20 protein-coding genes are annotated in these 19,407 nt (G+C 60.6%); 13 read left to right on the top strand and 7 right to left on the bottom strand.

Annotated features, from left to right (window positions below):
* The first annotated feature begins 8 nt into the window (after positions 1-8).
* The gene (locus PMI03_RS19315; protein WP_039974404.1) at positions 9-494 is read left to right on the top strand and encodes a MarR family winged helix-turn-helix transcriptional regulator; all 486 of its coding nucleotides are present in this window, start codon (positions 9-11) and stop codon (positions 492-494) included.
* On the opposite strand, the gene PMI03_RS19320 is transcribed toward PMI03_RS19315, so the two are convergent.
* Together PMI03_RS19320 and PMI03_RS19325 are read right to left on the bottom strand one after the other, a co-directional pair.
* A complete protein-coding gene (locus PMI03_RS19320) occupies positions 488-1,687 on the bottom strand; it encodes a low temperature requirement protein A (RefSeq protein ID WP_039974350.1) in 1,200 nt (399 codons plus the stop codon). The two genes, PMI03_RS19315 and PMI03_RS19320, sit on opposite strands and share 7 nt — an antisense overlap.
* A gap of 34 nt (positions 1,688-1,721) precedes the next feature.
* Positions 1,722-2,096 carry a gamma-butyrobetaine hydroxylase-like domain-containing protein gene (locus PMI03_RS19325; RefSeq protein WP_007696494.1) on the bottom strand — a complete coding sequence of 125 codons (375 nt, stop codon included), beginning with the start codon at positions 2,094-2,096 and terminating at the stop codon, positions 1,722-1,724.
* 134 nt (positions 2,097-2,230) lie between these two features.
* On the opposite strand from PMI03_RS19325, the gene moaA reads away from it, so the two are divergent.
* Positions 2,231-3,280 (top strand): GTP 3',8-cyclase MoaA, encoded by a 1,050-nt coding sequence (moaA, locus tag PMI03_RS19330; RefSeq protein WP_007696496.1) that lies wholly within the window; start codon positions 2,231-2,233, stop codon positions 3,278-3,280.
* Positions 3,281-3,314: 34 nt separating this feature from the next.
* On the opposite strand, the gene PMI03_RS19335 is transcribed toward moaA, so the two are convergent.
* A complete protein-coding gene (locus PMI03_RS19335) occupies positions 3,315-4,112 on the bottom strand; it encodes a class I SAM-dependent methyltransferase (protein WP_007696498.1) in 798 nt (265 codons plus the stop codon).
* A gap of 214 nt (positions 4,113-4,326) precedes the next feature.
* Positions 4,327-6,876 carry a methyl-accepting chemotaxis protein gene (locus PMI03_RS19340; protein ID WP_007696500.1) on the bottom strand — a complete coding sequence of 850 codons (2,550 nt, stop codon included), beginning with the start codon at positions 6,874-6,876 and terminating at the stop codon, positions 4,327-4,329.
* 330 nt (positions 6,877-7,206) lie between these two features.
* On the opposite strand from PMI03_RS19340, the gene PMI03_RS19345 reads away from it, so the two are divergent.
* The 3 genes from PMI03_RS19345 to mobB are packed head-to-tail and all read left to right on the top strand — an operon-like array spanning position 7,207 to position 9,306.
* Positions 7,207-8,118: a DMT family transporter gene (locus PMI03_RS19345; RefSeq protein WP_007696502.1), complete on the top strand. Its 912-nt coding sequence runs from the start codon at positions 7,207-7,209 to the stop codon at positions 8,116-8,118.
* Between the two features lie 10 nt (positions 8,119-8,128).
* Positions 8,129-8,779 (top strand): molybdenum cofactor guanylyltransferase MobA, encoded by a 651-nt coding sequence (gene mobA, locus PMI03_RS19350; RefSeq protein WP_007696504.1) that lies wholly within the window; start codon positions 8,129-8,131, stop codon positions 8,777-8,779.
* Positions 8,776-9,306, top strand: coding sequence for a molybdopterin-guanine dinucleotide biosynthesis protein B (mobB, locus tag PMI03_RS19355; RefSeq protein WP_007696506.1), 531 nt, complete (start codon positions 8,776-8,778; stop codon positions 9,304-9,306). The genes mobA and mobB overlap by 4 nt, the downstream gene beginning before the upstream one ends.
* A 50-nt stretch (positions 9,307-9,356) precedes the next feature.
* Here the strand turns inward: mobB and PMI03_RS19360 are convergent, their stop codons facing one another.
* Positions 9,357-11,834 carry an OmpA family protein gene (locus tag PMI03_RS19360; RefSeq protein ID WP_007696508.1) on the bottom strand — a complete coding sequence of 826 codons (2,478 nt, stop codon included), beginning with the start codon at positions 11,832-11,834 and terminating at the stop codon, positions 9,357-9,359.
* Between the two features lie 376 nt (positions 11,835-12,210).
* On the opposite strand from PMI03_RS19360, the gene PMI03_RS19370 reads away from it, so the two are divergent.
* The 8 genes from PMI03_RS19370 (at position 12,211) to PMI03_RS19405 (ending at position 17,756) form a co-directional block, all read left to right on the top strand.
* Entirely contained in the window at positions 12,211-12,993 is a 783-nt protein-coding gene (locus PMI03_RS19370) for an ABC transporter substrate-binding protein (RefSeq protein ID WP_007696510.1), read from the top strand.
* A gap of 114 nt (positions 12,994-13,107) precedes the next feature.
* Entirely contained in the window at positions 13,108-13,911 is an 804-nt protein-coding gene (locus tag PMI03_RS19375; protein ID WP_007696512.1) for an ABC transporter permease, read from the top strand.
* On the top strand, positions 13,908-14,738 hold the full coding sequence (locus tag PMI03_RS19380; protein ID WP_007696513.1) for an ABC transporter permease: 831 nt from the start codon (positions 13,908-13,910) through the stop codon (positions 14,736-14,738). Before PMI03_RS19375 ends, PMI03_RS19380 begins: the two co-directional genes overlap by 4 nt.
* A gap of 195 nt (positions 14,739-14,933) precedes the next feature.
* A complete protein-coding gene (locus PMI03_RS19385; protein ID WP_007696515.1) occupies positions 14,934-15,200 on the top strand; it encodes an usg protein in 267 nt (88 codons plus the stop codon).
* A 97-nt stretch (positions 15,201-15,297) separates the two neighbouring features.
* Positions 15,298-16,122: a methyltransferase domain-containing protein gene (locus tag PMI03_RS19390; protein WP_007696518.1), complete on the top strand. Its 825-nt coding sequence runs from the start codon at positions 15,298-15,300 to the stop codon at positions 16,120-16,122.
* A 131-nt stretch (positions 16,123-16,253) separates the two neighbouring features.
* On the top strand, positions 16,254-16,946 hold the full coding sequence (locus PMI03_RS19395) for a glutathione S-transferase family protein (RefSeq protein ID WP_007696521.1): 693 nt from the start codon (positions 16,254-16,256) through the stop codon (positions 16,944-16,946).
* Complete coding sequence (locus PMI03_RS19400; protein WP_007696524.1) at positions 16,939-17,283, top strand: helix-turn-helix transcriptional regulator; 345 nt, start codon at positions 16,939-16,941, stop codon at positions 17,281-17,283. Before PMI03_RS19395 ends, PMI03_RS19400 begins: the two co-directional genes overlap by 8 nt.
* Positions 17,280-17,756: an SRPBCC family protein gene (locus tag PMI03_RS19405; RefSeq protein ID WP_007696526.1), complete on the top strand. Its 477-nt coding sequence runs from the start codon at positions 17,280-17,282 to the stop codon at positions 17,754-17,756. Before PMI03_RS19400 ends, PMI03_RS19405 begins: the two co-directional genes overlap by 4 nt.
* Here PMI03_RS19405 and PMI03_RS19410 read toward each other — a convergent pair.
* On the bottom strand, positions 17,753-18,556 hold the full coding sequence (locus PMI03_RS19410) for an ABC transporter ATP-binding protein (RefSeq protein ID WP_007696528.1): 804 nt from the start codon (positions 18,554-18,556) through the stop codon (positions 17,753-17,755). The two genes, PMI03_RS19405 and PMI03_RS19410, sit on opposite strands and share 4 nt — an antisense overlap.
* Positions 18,557-18,566: 10 nt before the next feature.
* Complete coding sequence (gene ssuC, locus PMI03_RS19415; RefSeq protein WP_007696529.1) at positions 18,567-19,403, bottom strand: aliphatic sulfonate ABC transporter permease SsuC; 837 nt, start codon at positions 19,401-19,403, stop codon at positions 18,567-18,569.
* Between the last annotated feature and the right edge of the window lie 4 nt (positions 19,404-19,407).

The following is a 19,407-nucleotide window of genomic DNA, read 5'->3' on the forward strand; positions in this document are numbered from 1 at the left end:
GTACAATGATGAACAAAAATCAATCCCTCCCTTGGGATCATCCGCGTTTTCATAGCTGGATTGCCGTTGCCCGTGCCTGCCAGCTGATGCAGCAGTCGCTCAGCCGGGCGCTCGGTCATCTCAACATCAAGACGCCGCATCTCGATATCCTCATCAATCTCTTTCGTTTCGAGGGCATTTCTCAGCAGGAACTGGCACGCAAGCTGCTGGTCGGGCGCTCGAACATGAGCATGCTTTTGCCGCAGATGGAAAAGCGCGGCCTGATTGAGCGGCGCGGCGATAAAAACGATAAACGTGTCCTACGGCTTTATCTCACCAAAGAAGGTCGGCGGGTGACGGAAGAGGCCATCATCATCCAGAACGATCTTATAAGCCGCATGCTGTCAGACGCGCCCGTCGAGGAATGCGAACTGATGACAAGGCATATGGAACGCATTATCGGTCTGCTGCTGCAGGACGAGCACGAGCCGCTGGAAGCCGTCGACGATCAGTGATGGCCCGGTGGCCGGGCAAGCGGTACGGCGCGCGACAGCGAAGCATACTCCCAGATCGCCACGACAATCAGCACGGCCGTCGCAAGAATGCCGAGCTGATAGACCACGACCATCGGCAGCGTCAAAAGCAGCAATGCCAATCCGGCCAGGCCGCCGAGATGCGATAGCGGCGGCCGACCGGTCGTCGCGCCCTTGAACCAGAGATTGCCGATGAGGAACACCGCCGGGCCGCCGAGAATGGCGGCTGCGGTGTGTAGGTCGGCCTGATCGCGGGCATGCGAGAACAGGAATTCGTCGCCGACTACGCTGAGGATGATGCCGGCAAGAATGAGAATATGAGCATAGGTGAAGGCTTGCCGCGCCAGGCCGCCGGGCATGTCGTCGTGCTCGATGCGATGGGCGGCGCGCTCATGGCCGAATTGGAAATAGATCCACCACATGACCACGGTACCGACGAAGGCAATGATGAACACGGCGATCATCAGCAGCGAAAGCGGCTCCTCCGCAAAGGTCTTGCCCGCAAGCAGCACTGCCTCACCCAGGCAGATGATGATGAACAGCGCGCAGCGCTCGGCGAGATGCGCGCCGGAGACATCCCAATCCTCGATGGTCGATTTGCCGAGACCGGGCACGCGGAAGCCCAAAGCGGGAGACGCATATTCGATCACGAGCGCCACAAGCCACAGCACCACCTGCGCCTCGCCTCCCAGGATCGCTCCGGCAATCCAGAAGATGCCCGACAGGATCAGCCAGCTCGAGATGCGCAGGAAATTGCGATAATTGCCGGGATTGACGCCCCTCAAGACATAGGCGGCAAACAGCGAACGACCCACCTGCATGAAGACATAGGCGCCGGCGAAAAAGATGGCCTTTTCGCCGAAGGCGTCCGGGATCGAGGCCGAGAGTACCAGGCCGGCAAACATCAACACCAGCAGCATGATGCGTACCGGCATGCGCTCGGGATCGAGCCAGTTCGTCACCCAGGCCGTAAACACCCATACCCACCAGACCGCAAAGACCAGCATGATGGCCTCAAGAGCGCCAAGCGGTGTGAAATGGCCGGCCAAGGCATGGGATAGCTGGGAAATCGAAAAGACGAAGACGAGATCGAAAAACAATTCGATGAAAGAGACCTTGCTTTCGCTCTTGCCGCCCTTGGCGCGCAGCCAGCTTTCCCTGCCCCGACCGACCATGCCTGCCCCCGTTTTTTTTAAAAGAAAGCCTATGTTAGCGAGGCTTGCCGGCCGCATCGCGACTCAAGCCCTTTTCCTTCAATTCGGCCTCATAGGCCGCGAAAAGCTCCGGACCCTTCTCACCGAGTTCGCGAAGATAGGTCCAGGTGAAAATTCCGGTATCGTGCATGTCGTCGAAGCCGATGCGTACGGCGTAGTTTCCAGTCGGCGTCATCGACATGATCCCGACATTGCGCTTGCCCGGCACCGTGACCTTCTGCCCCGGCCCATGCCCCTGCACCTCGGCCGATGGCGACAGCACACGCAACATTTCCGCCGACAGATCGAAGCTTGCACCGTCGTTGAAGCTCACCACCAGATGATGACGGTCCTTCGATACTCTCAATTCGGTTGGCCAGACGTCGCCCATCGATTTTCCCATGCGTTTCAATGTCTGTTTGGAGAAGTAGGCCGACGCTTCTTCACGCGCAAGTGCATTCGAAATGCATTTCCCTTGACGCAACAATCGCCTATGCACACATTAGCATGGTAACGGAGGTTTTCGTGAACAGCATTGTCGGTACGATAGGCAACGGATCGCCCCTGGTGGCGGATGCGTCACCGATGGTTGACCCCTTCGGTCGGGCCGTCACCTATCTGCGTGTCTCCGTGACCGACCGCTGCGACTTCCGCTGCACCTATTGCATGTCGGAAAATATGACCTTCCTGCCAAAGAAGGACCTGCTGACGCTGGAAGAGCTGAACCGGCTCTGTTCCGCCTTCATCGCCAAGGGCGTGCGCAAGATCAGGCTGACCGGCGGCGAGCCGCTGGTACGCAAGAACATCATGTTTCTGGTACGCGAACTCGGCAAGCGCGTTCATACCGGCGAGCTCGAAGAATTGACGCTGACCACCAACGGGTCGCAGCTCTCTCGCCATGCCGACGAGCTTTACGATTGCGGCGTGCGCCGCATCAATGTCTCGCTCGACACGCTCGACCACGACAAGTTTCGCGCCATTACCCGCTGGGGCGATTTCGCCAAGGTGATGGAAGGCATCGACGCCGCGCAGAAGGCTGGTTTGAAAATCAAGCTCAATGCCGTGGCACTCAAGGGCTTCAACGAGGCCGAGATCCCCGAAATGCTGCGCTTCGCCCATGGTCGAGGCATGGATCTGACCGTGATCGAGACGATGCCGATGGGCGAGATCGAGGAAGACCGCACCGACCGGTATCTTCCACTCTCCAAGTTGCGCGCCGACCTCGAGCAACAATTCACATTCGCCGATATCCCCTACAAGACCGGCGGCCCGGCCCGCTATGTCGAAGTCGCGGAAACCGGTGGACGGCTCGGCTTCATCACGCCGATGACCCATAATTTCTGCGAGAGCTGCAACCGCGTGCGTCTCACCTGCACCGGCACGCTCTATATGTGCCTCGGCCAGAACGATGCCGCCGACCTGCGAACCGCCCTGCGGGCCACCGAAGACGACGGCCTCCTCTACGCCGCCATCGACGAAGCCATCACCCGCAAGCCGAAGGGCCACGATTTCATCATCGACCGCACCCACAACAGACCCGCGGTCGCGCGCCATATGAGCGTCACGGGCGGCTGATTTGCAGCCGCAAGACTAAGGAATTCGCGGCAATTCAGGCCGCTTTCCGGCTGATGAACAGGCCGGTTTCCTTCTCGGTTTCCAGCGCACCGCCGCCTGCCCGAAAAGCCTCGGCAATCGCATCCCGAAATGCGGCAAGCTGCACCTCGTCGGCCCCTTCACCCGGCGGATAGGACGTGAGCGCCAAAAATACGTCTTCCGGCTCGGTTACCCGCAGGCGGGCCGGGTGCTGCGTCATGGCGACATTCCCGAACTGGGCTTGCATGAGCCGTTCTGCGGTATCGTAACCGAAAGCAGCCCCGGCCGGATCATAGGGAGGACTGCCGAACACGGTCGTCAGTTCATACATCTTGCGCATGTTGCCGGCCCCGTTGGTTGTCACCGCAAGGAAACCGCCCGGCTTGAGCACACGATACATCTCCGCGATGGCCAGCGACTGATCCCGTATATGGTAGAGCATATGCATCGCGATGACCGCATCGAAAGAACCGTCCTCGAAGGGCAATGCAGTCGCGTCGGCTTGCTGATCTGTAACGCGGCCGAACGCCAACGGCCGGCACCGTTCAACCGCCTCCTGCACCATGCCGGGGGAAAGATCGGAAAGAGTGAGGTCAAGGCTTTCCGGCAGATTGTCGACCGTAGCCGCCCAGAACCAGCCAGGACCGCAACCGACATCAAGAATGCGATCTCCCGCTTTAAGAGGAAACTGTCCCGCTACCCATGGAAACCAGCCGGTCTCGGCAATCGTATATTCGCGGTTGAGGCGGCCTCGCGCGGCAAGCTTTCGGCTGTCGCCATACTGCTTTTCGTTACCGGTGGTTATGGAGGACATGCGATGCCTCTGAACTCAGTTTGACGAAAGTTCCGATCAGTTACCCGTTTTGCAACAACGGAACGTGCAGAATGCTTGAGGTCGATCTTCCAAGCAAGGAAAAGTGCGGCAACGGCCATGGTGCAAACGGGCTTGGCACCCACACCCTCCTTTTCGCTAGCTGGGGAAATCCCAACCACTCTCGCCATTTATGACGACATTCTAAAGTAAATTATCAGGCGGCGCGATGCCGCTGAACGCCATTGTCATAGCTCTCGTGGGTCTCATCACCATCGCCCGTGCGGAAGCGATCGATCTTCTCGGAGAGCGTGTCGACGCGCTGGCGCAGGCCGTGAATTTCGGCATTGTTCTCCTCGACCATCGCCGCATTCCTCTGCGTGATCAGTTCGACTTCGCCAACCGCCCGCGTGACTTCTTCGATCCCGGTCGATTGTTCGGCGGTCGCGGAGGAAATATCGGACACGAGCTTCTGGACACCGGTAACGTGCCTGATGATTTCCGACAGCGCCGAGCCGGTCTGCTCGACCAGATGCACGCCGCTGCGCACCTGTGCAGAGCTCGCGGAAATCAGCCCCTTGATCTCCTTTGCCGCGTTGGCGCAGCGCTGCGCCAATTCACGCACTTCCTGGGCGACGACGGCAAAGCCACGGCCGGCATCACCAGCGCGAGCCGCTTCGACGCCGGCGTTCAGCGCCAGCAGATTGGTCTGGAACGCGATCTCGTCGATGACGCCGATGATGGTGGCGATCTTTTCCGACGAGCGATTGATCTCACTCATCGCGCCAACAGCCTTGGCGACGACTTCGCCGGACTGGCTGGCATAGGCCTGTGTCTCGTTCACCGAAAGCGCCGTCTGCTTGGCGCGTTCGGCAGTGGAGCGCACGACGTCGCTGAGGCGATGCAGCGCCCGCGAGCTTTGCTCCAACGCCGCCGCCTGCTGTTCCGTGCGGCGCGCCAGGTCGTCGGCCGACATGGCGAGATTGCCGGTGCCGCCCTTGATCTCCTCGGCGGTGTAGCGAACATCCGTCAAGGTCTCGCGTAGAGCTTCTATCGCATGATTGTAGGTAAAGGCCATTTCGACGAAATCAGCGGAGAGGTCTTCGCGCATGCTTTCCTCGAGATTGCCGTCGGCAAGCTTGGCAAGAACGTCGGCGAGCGCATTCAGCGCCTGCTTCTGCTCGGCCTCGATGCGGGCGCGGTCTGCGGCTCGGCGCTCAGCCTCTTCCGCCGACAGAGCGCGAGCACTCTCCGCTTCCCGCTCCAGCCGGACGTTTTCGACAGCAGCATCGCGGAAGACGGTGACCGAGCGCACCATGTCGCCGATCTCGTCACCGCGATTGCGGCCGTCGATCGCCACTTCCAGATCGCCGCTTGCAAGCCGCGTCATAATCTCGGTCACCCGCTTCAGCGGTCCGCGCAGCGTCTCCACCAGCATCAGGCCACCGACGATCGCCAGCAGCGTGCCGAGGATCATGGCGATAACCGAGACATTGGCCGAACGCTCGCTGTCTTCCTTGCCGATCTCCTGGGCTTGGGCGACGAAGCCACGCAGCGAGGTCATCGCATCAGCCAATATGCCGTTGGAGTCGACCCGCGTCGTCTTCCAATCGGCGGAAGTCTGCAGCAGATCGGCCGATCCTTTGGTCACGCCGTCGATCAGCGGCTGAATACGAGAGGCAAAGTCGCGCATGGTGGCGTTAGTCGGACCGAGTGCCGAAATCTTTGCGGCAACCTCCTGCAGATCCTTCAGATCGGTGACGACGGCATCGCGCGAGGCAGCGTCGCGGACATTCTCCATGCGTGACGCATGCAATGTCAGGCGATCGATGATGCCGAGCGCCGCGTCGACGCGATCCAGAAGCTCCTTCTGGCCGTCGATGATCTTGTCGAGACTGACGAAGCGATCGGCGGCGGTGTCGCTGTTCTTGGCCGATTGCAGGGTCATGTCGCCCTCGATCTTCACGAAGCTCTGCAGGATCGGCCCCATGGCCTCGACCTTCTGGTCGGACGTGCCGCTCCCCTTCAGCAGGGCGTCGAGCTTGTTGGCTGCGTCGGCTGCGTTATTCACCAGTCCGGCACCGCGCTTGGAGACGAGGGCTTGCGAGATGGTCAGCTGCTTCAGAATAGCATCGGCATAGGTGCGCGCATCGGTGATTTCCTCATCGGCGTCGGCAGCCATCTGCACCTGGATGCGCAGGTTGCTCATCTTTTCGGACAGGCCCTTGTAGGCGGCCGCATCGTAGAGCAGCTCCTTGGCAAAGGTTTCCTTGTCGCTGAATTCCTTGCGGATGATGTCGATCTGCTTGGCGGCGGCCTTGCCGCCGGCTTCGATGCCCTGCACCGCCTTGCGGATCGCATCGACATCGCTGTCCTGCTTCTGCCTGATAGTCCAAAGCTTAGTCGTCTGGGCACGCATCTTGTCCGCCAAGGCGCCAACGGTGGAAATCTTGGCACGCTGGTCGTCACTGAGCAGGCCGCTCAGACGCTGAACACCGGCCTCCTGCGCATCGATCTTGCCGGTGAGAGCCTGGCGCGTCTCATCGGACGGCGAGGTGGTGAATTCCTGCAGCGCCGCCTGCAAATTCTCGAAATCGCTGATGTTTTCGATCGTCGCCCGCGTCACGGTCATATGCCCGTTGAGAATATTGGCCGTGTGATAACCGACCATGCCGACACCGGCGATCAACACCACCAGCGGCACAACGAAAATCAGAACCTTGGTCACGATCCTGCGACTTTGCAGAAGACGATCAATGAAGAACATGCCACGCCCCAATCAAATTGGTTGGTATCCGGCGAAGGCGGGATCATCATTCCTGCTGCGCTGCGGTAGATGCTTCTGCGTCATGCAAAACCGAGTAGGAGCCTCGGGAAATAAGATTGAATAAGAATTAAGCGCACACGTAAAAGGTGGTGCAATCTACGAAAAATCCGAAATTCTGTCTCGTTTTGCGATTTCATCGAAGCCAGGCACGCGATCAACTGGAAGTTTCGCTGCGGCGCACAATCGAATTCCACCACCAACAGACTATGAGCGATTCCAATTTGACGAAAAGCACAGTAGGTCAAACTGATATATCCAGGGAATCGTTTCATGCCGCGGACCAAGAATACGCAGGGTGCCCTTTACATGGCCGCATCAATGGCAGGCTTTGCCTGTAGCGATGCCCTGTCCAAATCGGTCATCTCGGTGATGAATGCCGGCGAGATCATTTTTATCCGTGGGCTCTTCACCAGCATCATCGTCTATCTGCTCGCCCGGCACATGGGTGCCCTGCGCTCATGGAAAGTCATCCTGCAGCCGATGATCGCCCTGCGCATCGCCTGCGAGGCGATCGCGGCGGGAACCTACATCACCGCGCTTGGAATGATGCCCATCGCCAATGCCTCGGCCATTCAGCAGGCGGTGCCGCTTGCCGTCACGCTCGGCGCGGCGCTGTTTCTCAAAGAACCTATCGGCTGGCGGCGCTGCGCGGCAATCATCGTCGGTTTCGCCGGCGTACTGATCATCGTCCGCCCCGACCCCCAAGGATTTACAACGGCCGCCCTGCTCTCCATTGCCTGCATGTTTGTCACCGTCGCGCGCGATCTGGCCACGCGCTGCATCAATAAGGACGTACCGTCGCTGATGGTGACGGTGTGTACCGCAGTTTCGATTTCGATCTTCGGCGCTCTGTTGACAGCACCGCTCGGCGGCTGGCAGCCGGTCAGCCTCACCTCGTTCTCGCATATCCTGCTGGCATCGGTCCTGGTGCTGATCGGCTATCAGGCAACCATCCTGGCGATGCGAACCGGCGAGATCTCCTTTGTCGCGCCGTTTCGTTATGTCAGCCTGATCTGGTCGGCGTTGCTCGGCCTGCTCTTCTTCGGCGAGGTGCCGGATGTCTGGACCTTCATCGGCGCCGCCATTGTCATCGCGTCCGGCATCTATACATTCTATCGGGAGAGAAAGCGGCAAGCGGCCCAGCCTATCGCCCAGGAATCAGAGCCGCGTGTGCCCGCCTGAGGTCGCCAGCATGCCCGGCTTCATCGCAGATCCCGCCGAAATCCCGCCCTTCCTGCTTGCCGGCGGTCGTTCCAGCCGCATGGGTATGAACAAGGCATTCGTTTCGCTCGGCGGCGAAAAGCTTCTGACGTGGATCGCGACGCGGATCGGGCAGCGACAGACAATACCGGTCGCGCTTAACGCCGATGCCGACTGGCCGGATACGGAAGGACTGCCGCTGGTCCCCGATATTATTCCTGGCAAGCTTGGCCCCCTCGCCGGCGTGCTGACCGCCATGCGCCATGCGGCGGTATATCATCCCCGCACCTCTCACATCGTCACCGTGCCCATCGACAGCCCGTTTTTCCCGATCAATCTGGTTGCTCGGCTCGCAGCCCCTATCGAAGGCCGGGATGACATCGCAATCGCCGCATCGCTCGGCCGCGATCATCCCGTCTTCGGTCTCTGGCCCGTCTCCGTCGCCGACGATCTCGAATCCTGGCTTCTCGCGGATGAGAAACGGCGCGTCCGGGATTTCCTGGCGCGTCACCTCGTCCGGACGGTGGATTTTCCGACCATCGAAACGGCGATCGGCCCGCTCGACCCCTTCTTCAACATCAATAGGCCTGACGACCTGATCGACGCGGAAAAATGGCTCGCGGCACTGGAGAGGACCCCATGACAACCCCGCGCCCGAAAATCTTCGGCATCGCCGGCTGGAAAAATTCCGGCAAGACCGGCCTTGCGGTGCGCCTGGTCACCGAATTCACCCTTCGCGGCTACAAGATTTCGACCATCAAGCATGCCCATCATGATTTCGACATCGACAAGGTCGGCGCCGACAGCTTTCGCCATCGCGAGGCCGGAGCGCATGAAGTCACCATCGTTTCCGGCACGCGCTACGCCATCATGCACGAACTGCGCGGCGCTCCGGAGCCGAGCTTCGAAGAAATCCTCGCTCGGATCGCGCCCTGCGACCTCGTCCTGATCGAAGGCTACAAGCGCGAGCCGATCCCGAAGATCGAGGCACGCCGGCTGGAGGCCGCGAAGAACGAACCTCTCGCACCGCAAGACCCGCATATCGTCGCCATCGCCGCTGATCATCCAGTCGAGAATGCCGGCGCACTGACCGTCTTTAATCTCGACGACACTCAGGCGATCGCCGATTTCATCGCCGCGACGGTCGGGCTCGGCCAACCCTCCAAATGACAAAGGCCGCCGGTTTCCCGACGGCCTTTGCATCATGAGACAAGAAGATTTTACCGGTTGGAAGCGACCGGACGCACCAGCGCCGTGATACGGCGGATGGTGACGCGGCGGTTTTCCTGCTCTGGCCCCTGCGTGTTCACCTTCAGATATTGCTCGCCATATCCCTGGGTCACCAGGTTTTCCGGCGGAACGCCATAGACATCGCTCAGCACCTTGGCGACCGATTCCGCCCGCTGGTCGGAGAGGATCAGGTTGCTCTCCGCCGATCCGACGGCATCCGTATGACCTTCGATCAGGAAGGTCTCGGTCGGATCCTTCTTGATGATCTGGCCGATAGCATCGGCGACGCCGCGCAATGTGCTCGCCTGCGACATCGGGATTTCCGCGCTGCCGGTTGCGAAGGTGATCGTATCGAGATCGATACGGCGCACCTTGTCGCGGATACGAGCGGAATAGCGCACTTCATTGACCGAATAGATGCGCTCGACAGGCTCGACCGGCGGCTCACGCAGGAAGTCGTAATAGTCCGAATCGCGCTCGGTTCCGGTGTCGATGATGTACTGGCTCAGCGGAATGAGCAGACGCATCGGCGGCAGGCTGTCGCCCGGATCGCGGAAATAGTCGTCGTGATCCGGCTGCTGCTCCAGCTCCGGCGAGTAGAACAGCACATATTCGCGGCCGTCCGCATCGACACGCGACCGCTGGATGATGTCTCCGTATCGGTTGCGCACGGTGATGATGCGATCGCCGTCCGGCTGATCGATGGTCTCGCGATAGCGGTCCCGCGGAAGCTGCTCGTAGGTCGGACGCTCACCGCCGCGGACAAAGCGTTCGGTATCGTCATGGCGAACGACATAGTTGTTGTCGACATTCACGATGGTGCGGTTGTCCTGATTGATGATGGTCTGGACCGTCGTTCCGCCCGGCGCCGTAAAATTCGGCCGACCATCCATCCGGCGGCCCTGCTCGCTGGTCACGGCTTCCATCTTCACAGGTGGCTGTTGCTGACCGCCCGCCGCGCGCTGTGCCTCGGCATCGGAGGTCGGCGGCTTCGTGTAGGCGGCCGGCGGCGGCGTCTGGGCATTTTGGCCCTGACCCTGGACCGCTTGACCTTGAGCCGGCTGGCCCTGACCTACGGGAGCTTGACCTGCCTGGCCCGGCTGCCCGGCTTGACCGCCGGGGTTCTGGCCACCCTGGCGATGTCCGCGACGGGCGGCATCCTTGTCGCTATCCAGCACGGCGGCACCGTTCTGGACCGGTAGGATGACAGGCCCTTTGCTCTCGGCGGGATTTTCCGCAATCTTCTTACGACGCTCGAGCTCCTGCGGCGACACCGGTGTGCTGGCGGGAACCGTCGTCTGGATACCCGGCTGGGCAGCGCCGTTGGGCTGCGCTGTACCGTTCGCAGGCGCCGGCGTGGCCGTGCCTTGCGCGGGAGCGCCGGTTTCATTGGCGGGCTGCGGCTGCTTGCCGGTTTGCGGAGCCGCTTGATTTGGCTGCTGGCTCTGCTGACCTTGCGGCTCGCCCTTCTGCGCCGGCTGCTGGGCATTGCCTGCAGGCTGTTGCTCGCCGCCCTGCTGGCCTTGCTGTGGCTTACCGTGCGCCTTGTCACCGCCGGGCTTCTGTCCCTGCTGGTTACCGGGTGCTGCCTCCGTTGCCGGCTGAGCTTGGGTCTCAGGCTGGGTCTTGTGACCCTGCGGTTGTTGCCCGGCCGGCGCCGGTTGCTGGGCAGGTGCCGTCTGCTGTTCGGCCGGCTGCTGCGCCGGCGCCTTCTGTTGTGGCGCTGTCTCGGCCGGCTGAGCCTGCTGGGCCTGAGGCTGTTGCGCGGCCGGTGCCGGCTGCTTGGCGGGTGCTGTCTGCTGTGCCGGCTCGGCTGGCTGGCCTTGCGGCTTCTGGTGCTGCTTTTGCTCGGGCTGGCCTTGCTGCTGCGTCTCAGGTGCGGCCTTCGGCTGCGGCTTTGCTTCCGGTTGAGCCGTTGGCTGCTGCTCAGCAGGTTGCTTATGCGGCTTCGGCGCCGGCTCTTGCGCCTGCGGCTCTATGGCCTTTGGCTGCGGCTTGGCTTCAGGCTGAGCCTGCGGCTTCTGTGCCGGTGGCTTCTCTGCGGGCTGCTCCTGTTGCTGTTTCGGAGCCGCCTGCGGCTCGGCGGCCTTCGGCGGCGTCGCTTCCGGCTGATGCTTCTGCGGTTGCGGCGCCGCCTCGGGCTGCGCTTCCTTCGCCTTATGCTGAGGCTCGGCTCCGCCCTGCTGCGCGGGCGCTGCCTCGTGCTTCTGGCCCTGCGGCTCGCCCTGTTCGGCTTCACCCGGCTTCTTGTGCTTGCGCAGCTCTTCCTCGGACTGGCCGCCCTGAGGCTGCTCCTGGGCAACTTCGAAACTTGCCCCACCGTTGACGGCGACCGATCCGCCGGCGTCATTGCTCAGCGGCATAATGGCCTGGTCTCGCAGCGCGGCGGCCGCCACCGGCTCAAATGCAAGCGACAGCGAAAGCAGCGGGAATGCAGCGCTGGCAAATAGTCTGGATCGCTTTCCCATAGATGGGGTCTCCTCTTATCTTATCGTCATTATCCGCCGGGTTGCGGATGCAAGCCCGCAGAGGCGATGTCTCATGATCCCGGCCGATTTTCGTTCTTCGTAGGGTTGAATCGCGGCAAGGGGGCGTATTGTTCCGGCACTATTAGGAGGGCTGAATTAACCCTAGCTGAATACGCCAGACGGCTTTCATTCAGTTTGTGAAGCCATGCAAAGCACTTGGAAGACAGTGTGCGGTGCGAAAGCTCTTCGTAATTCCAGTTGCAATTTGCGGAAAAAAAGTACGATTATCTTACCAAGGCGGGTCCCTGGCCCGCTCCATTCTGGCCGGCCGCCAATGAAGAAAAAGAGCTGCCGGTCGCCAACAGAGAGGATCAAAATGCGCATCTCCATCCGTCTTTTCGCTGCTGCATCGCTTGCAGCGATGTCGCTTTTCGCAGGCGCCGCGCTCGCGGACGGCGATTCGATCGTCATCGGCACGGACGCCACCTACCCGCCGTACGAATCGCTCGATGCCTCGGGCAAGATCGTCGGCTTCGACATCGATATAGCCAATGCGCTTTGCGATCAGATGAAAATCAAGTGCACTTTCGTAAACCAGGATTTCGACGGCATCATCCCGGCGCTCCAGGCCAAGAAGTTCGACGCCATCGTCTCGTCCATGTCGATCACGCCGGAGCGTGAAAAGGCCATCGACTTCACCAACAAGTACTACAACACGCCGCCGGCCATTGCCGTGCCGAAGGATTCGACCATCGCCGACACGACCGATGAAGCCCTGAAGGGCAAGAGCATCGGCGCGCAGTCCTCGACCACGCACGCCAACTACGCCACGGCGCACCTGAAGGATGCCGAACTCAAGCTCTATCCGTCGCCGGACGAATACAAGCTCGACCTCTCGAACGGCCGTATCGATGCGGTCATCGACGATGTCGTCGTCCTCTCGGAATGGGTCAAGTCCGACGCCGGCAGCTGCTGCAAGCTCCTCGGCACGCTGAAGATCGATCCGGAAATCAACGGTATCGGCGCGGGCATCGGCCTTCGCAAGGGTGACACCGCGCTCAAGGACAAGTTCAACGCGGCCATTACCGCGATCCGCGCTGACGGCACCTACAAGAAAATCCAGGACAAGTATTTCGACTTCGACGTCTACGGCGACTGATCGCCTGTCGATTCCTTGGGAAAAGATGACGGCGGAAGCTTGCCCTTCCGCCGTTTTTGTTTGACAACGACTAAAGAAGAGTAACACGGCACAAGCCGTGAGGGGAATTATGGTATGGGCGGATTGTTTTCCGCGCTCGGCTCTCTATGGGCTTGGCTGAGTAATATTTTCGATCCGCTGTGCGGCCCGGTCGGGCTTTTCACCCTGTTCGGCCAGAACACCGTAATTGCATGCGGTGATACCGGTTGGGGCGACGAGATCGCCGGCGGCCTCAGGGTCACCATAACGGTGGCAGTCCTGACACTGCCCCTCGGCCTGATCGTCGGCTTCCTGGTCGCATTGGCGCAGCAATCCGAAGAAAGGTCGCTGCGGCTAGCTGCCGGGGTGTTCACCACCATTTTCCGCGGCCTGCCGGAGCTTCTGACCCTCTTCATCATCTACTACGGCATGCAGATCCTGCTGCAAACGGCGCTCGCATATGTCGGCTACGAGGGACCGGTCGAGATCAATGCCTTCGTTGCGGGTATGATCGCCCTTTCGATCGTCTTTTCAGCCTATTGCTCGGAAGTGCTGCTATCGGCCTTCAGGGCTATCCCCAAGGGTCAGTATGAGGCGGGCGACGCGCTCGGTTTCCATCGCGTCCGCACGATGCGTCTCATCATCCTGCCGCAGCTGATCCGCATTTCACTCCCCAATCTCGGGAACCTCTGGATGAACCTGCTGAAGGACACATCCTATGTTTCGATCATCGGGCTCGCCGATATCGTTCGCCAGACGGGCCTAGCCGTGCGCTCGACGAAGGAGCCGTTCTTCTTCTATGCCGTTGCCTGCTCCCTCTATCTGGTACTCGCCATCATCTCCTCAGCTGGTTTGTCCTACCTCGATCGCTGGGCCAAGCGTGCGGAGTTTCGCCGATGAGCTATGCTGAAGCTTTGATCCCGGCGCAGCCGGCACCGCCGGAGACGATGAAGCGCATCTCCAAATCCCGCATTGTCGGCTATTTATTCCTGTTCATCTGGGCGCTGCTCGGCATCGCCTTGATCACGATGATGATCACCAACTGGGATAACGCAAAGTTCTTCAAGTTCGGCCCGCGTTTCCTGCACGGTCTCTGGATCACCGTCACCCTGGTGGGATATTCCTTCATTCTCGGCGCGATACTCTCGATTCCGCTCGCTCTCGCCCGAATGTCGAAGAGCAAGATCCTCAACAGCCTGACCTATGGCTACGTCTATCTCTTTCGCGGCACGCCTTTGCTGGCGCAGATTTTCATCGTCTATTACGGCTTTCCGCAGGCCCGCGGCTTCCTCGACTATATCGGTCTCTGGTGGTTCTTCCGCGATCCTTTCAATTGCGGTCTGTTTGCCATCACGCTGAACACCGCAGCCTATCAGGCGGAAATCGTGCGCGGCGCCATCCAGAGCGTCCATCGCGGCCAGAGCGAAGCGGCCGCATCGCTCGGCCTGCACAAGCTTGTGACCTTCTACAAGGTCATCATGCCGCAAGCCTTGATCGTGGCGCTGCGCCCTTACGGCAACGAGATCATCCTGCTGATCAAGAGCTCGGCAACCGTCTCCATCATCACCGTCTATGATCTGATGGGAGAGACGCGCTACGCCTTCTCGCAGACCTACGACTACCAGGCCTATCTGTGGGCGGCGATTTTCTATCTTTCGATCGTCGAAGTCATGCGCAATGGCTGGGCTCGCATGGAAGGCTATCTGACACGGCATCTGAAGCGCTGATCCGATTGCGGTGGCATCTTCCGGTGCCACCCGCCCTTTTGGCAGCACTCATCCTGATGGGCTGCTATCACATTGATTTCTGTGAATAAATTTTCTTTCGTGACACTTTTATAAAGCATAGGTTTACCTTGAAGTGCTTCCATTTATCCGTGACCATCTGTCACGGAAGGTAGTGGAAACAGAAAGAGAGACCTCATGCACGACGACATGCAAAAGCAGTTGCAAGGCTACGGGTTGACCACGGCGCAGATCCTTTATCGCCTGCCCGATCATCCTCAATTTCTACAGACCTATATTTGGCAGGACTACGATCTCGCTCCCAACTTTCCTGAGATGCGCGGCTTCCTGAAGTTCTGGCAGGAAAAGCTGGACGGACCGCTGCACTCGGTGCGCTATGTCCATCGCAAGCTGATCTCGGCGACGGAATGGCGCGCGCTGAAGGGAGAGTTCATCCTGCACTAACGCTGGCTGCCAAACCATTTGCAAAAGCCCCAAACTATTTGCAAAAGCCATTGAAGCGCCTTAAGGCCTGCCTGACAAACGGAAAGGCTGGTGTCCCATGGCTAAGAAGAAGATCGACGAAGACGCGCTGGCGGAAGCCTATAACCGCGCGCTCGTGCTGGAAAAGGCCGGCGACATCGATGCCGCCGTCAAGGCCTATCAGCAAGTGCTGACGATCGATCCCGACGACCATGGCGGCGCGGCTGTACGCATCGCCTCGATGGGCCGCGGCGAAACGCCGGTGAAGGCGCCCGACGCCTATGTCGAAACCCTGTTCAACCAGCATGCAGAAGTCTTCGAGGACGTACTTGTCGAGCAGCTCGGCTATCACGTTCCGGTTCTCGTGCGCCAGCGCCTGCAGGCCCTCGGTCTCGGCCCATTCAAGCGCATGCTCGATCTCGGCTGCGGCACAGGGCTGACCGGCGGCACGCTGCGCGATATCGTCGAGGACATCACCGGCATCGACATCTCCGAGAACATGGTCGAAGTCGCCCACGAAAAAGACCTCTACGAGACGCTGTTCGTCGCCGAAGTCGAGGACTTCCTTGACGATAACGACGAGGAACCTTTCGACCTGATCACCGCCACCGACGTCCTGCCCTATCTTGGTGCGCTGGAACCGCTGTTCTTCGGCGCCGCCGACAACATGACGCCGGGTGGTCTCTTCATCTTCTCCTCCGAGACCTTGTCGGACAGCGCGCTTGCTGGTCGCCCTTATATGGTCGGCCCGCATCAACGCTTCGCCCATGCCGAAAGCTACGTGCAGGAACGTCTCAAGGCGACCGGCTTCGAGCTGGTCGAGATCACCGATATCAATGTCCGCATGGAAGACGGCCAGCCGACGCCGGGCCATCTGATCATCGCGCGCCTCGTCGCGGAATAAGACGCTCCTCTCAGGACATCCGGAATAGTTATCCAATTGGATAACTATTTCTTGCCCGATCAGCGCCGATCTGTTACTTAGCCATTCGGTTAAGTTTTAGTACGACGCCACGATGTGGGAAAGGTCTCCGCATGTCCCTTATTCTCTATCAGCATCCCCTTGCCTCCTTCTGTCACAAGGTCCTGATGGCACTCTACGAGAACGGTACGCCGTTCGAGAGCCGCATTATCGATCTCGGCAACGTGGATTCGCGCGCCTCCCTGCTCCGGTTGTGGCCGATCGGGAAATTCCCAGTCCTGCGCGACGAGGCACTCGACAGCACCGTTCCGGAAACCAGCATCATCATCGAATATCTCGACCGACACTATCCCGGCCCAACGCCCCTGCTGCCGCCCGATCCGACGGACGCGCTCTGCGTCCGCCTCTGGGATCGCTTCTTCGATCTCTATGTCCAGGAGCCGATGCAGGCGATCGTTGCCGCCAAGCGTCGTCCCGAAGGCGCACACGATCCTCAAAGCGTCGAGCAGGCGCAAACACTGTTGCGCACCGCCTATGGCATGATCGAGCAGCAACTGGGCGAAAAAACCTGGATCGCCGGAGAGGCATTGACGATGGCCGATTGCGCCGCAGCCCCGGCGCTGTTCTACGCCGAAACGCTGGTGCCCTTCGGCGAACAGCATGTCCGGCTCAAACAATATTACCAGCGCCTGCTCGGGCGTCCGTCCTTCGCCCGCGTGCTCGAGGAGGCGAGGCCCTATTTCCATTTCTATCCCTATCATGAAAAGCTGCCCCCGCAGTTCCGGCCGGAACACCCGCATGCTTGAGGAACCCCTGGCACTCGACCGGATGTTCCAGGCCCTGTCGGATCAGAGCCGACGCGGCATGATCGACCGTCTCGGCAACGGTCCCGCCTCGGTGACGGAGCTGGCACAGCCATTCGCCATGGCGCTGCCGACCGTGATGAAACACCTGCAGGTACTGGAAAGCAGCGGTCTGGTGCTGTCGGAAAAATCCGGACGGGTGCGGACCTACCATCTGCGTAAGGAGGCGCTTGCATCGGTCGAGCACTGGATCACAGAGCGCAAGGCGGGATGGAACAGAAGCTTCGACCGGCTGGATCAGTTTCTGGCCGATACGTCCACGGAGACGATAACAGAATGACCGGAAGATCGACGGAACATACGACGCTCACCATAGAGCGGCATTTCAAGGCACCCCTACCGCGCGTCTTCGGCGCCTGGGCAGTGGCCGAGAACAAGCGCCAATGGTTTTCCTGCCACGGGGAATGGACACCGCTGGAATATCAACTCGATTTCCGCCCCGGCGGCAGCGAGAGCAACCGCATTGCGTCGACGGACGGCGTGGTGCACGCCTATCAGGCCCGCTATATCGACATCGTGCCCAACGAGCGCATCATCTACGCTTTCGACATGATGCTCGACGACAAGCGCATCTCCGTGTCGCTCGCCACCGTCGCCTTCGCACCGGAATCAGCCGGTACGCGAATGCTCTTCACCGAACAGGTGGTTTTTCTCGACGGCTATGGCGACAACGGTTCGCGGCTGATGGGCACGGAAATGGGCTTCGACAATCTGCGCCTCTATGTCGAAGGCGACGAAACCCGGCCAAATTAGCCTGCCTTGGCATCCCCGAGGATAGCAGCCAGCAACTGTCCCTCGAGTTCGGCAAGCGCCGGATTGCCATGGCGGCGGGGGTGCGGATGGGGAACGGCGATATCGAGCACGATCCGCCCCTCGTCCAGCACGACGACGCGATCGGCCAGATGCACGGCCTCGCTGACGTCATGCGTCACGAGCACGGCGGTAAAGCCGAGCTCGCGCCAGACCCGGTTCAGCAGTTCCTGCATGCTGATGCGGGTGAGCGCGTCCAACGCGCCCAGAGGCTCATCCAGCGCCAGGACGCCGGGTTTGCTCACCAATGCGCGGGCAAGCGCCACGCGCTGCCGCTGACCGCCGGAAAGCCGCGACGGCCATTCGCCGGCCTTTTCCGCCAGCTGCACTTCGGAAAGCACAGCCGCGGTTTCGGACCGTACCACCTGCTGCGGCAGCCCCTCGCCGAGACCAACGGCGACATTGTCGGCAACGGAGAGCCAAGGCAGCAATCGCGGCTCCTGAAAGACGATGCGGGCATTCGGTGCCGCGTCATTCGCGTCAGTGGTCTCGAAACGCAGATGGCCCGAAGTCGGCTCATCCAGCCCCATCAGGATGCGCAGCAGCGTGCTCTTGCCGCAACCGCTCTTGCCGATGACGGCGACGAACTGGCCGGCGGGAATATCGAGATCGATGCCACGCAGCACGCGATTATTGTCAAAGCTCTTTTCCAGGCCCTTGATGTGGATGGCGGCAGCACCCGTCTGCAACGGAGCACTTCCGGAGGAGCCCTGCTGAACACGTTCCAATGCGGTTGATGTCATGGATGCATCCTCAATTCTGATAGGCCGGGTTCCAGCGCAAAGCCCTGCGCTCCAGCGCCCGGGCGACGACATCGGCAAGCTTGCCGAGCACGGCGTAGATCACCAGCGTCAACACCACGACATCGGTCATGCCGAACTCGCGGGCATTGTTGGCCATGTAGCCGATGCCCGAGGATGCGGCGATCGATTCCGCCACGATCAGCGTCAACCACATGATACCGAGCGCGAAACGCAGGCCGACGAGGATTGACGGCAGGGCGCCGGGGAAAATTACCTTCTTGAACAGCGTCCAGTTGCTCATGCCATAGACCCGGCCCATCTCGATGAGGCCACGATCGACATTGCGAACGCCGTGATAGGTGTTGAGATAGATCGGGAAGAGCACGCCAAGGGCCGTCAGGAACAGTTTCGATTCCTCGCCGATCCCGAACCAGAGAATGACCAGCGGCACCATCGCCAGATGCGGAATGGTGCGCAGCATCTGTAGCGTCGTATCGGTGAGCTTCTCCGACAGTCGCGACACGCCGTTGGCGATGCCGAGCAGGAAGCCGATCGAGCCGCCAACCAGCAGGCCGGCAAAGGCGCGGCCGGCGCTGACAAGGATATTATGCGGCAATTGCCCGGAGATCGTCGTCTGCCAGAAGGCAAGCACGACAGCGGCCGGCGACGGCATGATGCGCGTGGAGATCCAGCCAACCGACGAGCCAAGCTGCCAAGCCGCTATGACGACGGCCGGCAGCAGGAAAGGCAAAAACCGCTCCAGGGAGATGACCGGCCGCGCCTGCTTTGCCGGGCGAGCCCGGCTTTGCGCGGCGACGCGGACGAAGGACGTGTCGAATGTCGACATGAGA

It is taken from the genome of Rhizobium sp. AP16 (assembly GCF_000281735.1).
Lineage (GTDB): Bacteria > Pseudomonadota > Alphaproteobacteria > Rhizobiales > Rhizobiaceae > Rhizobium > Rhizobium rhizogenes.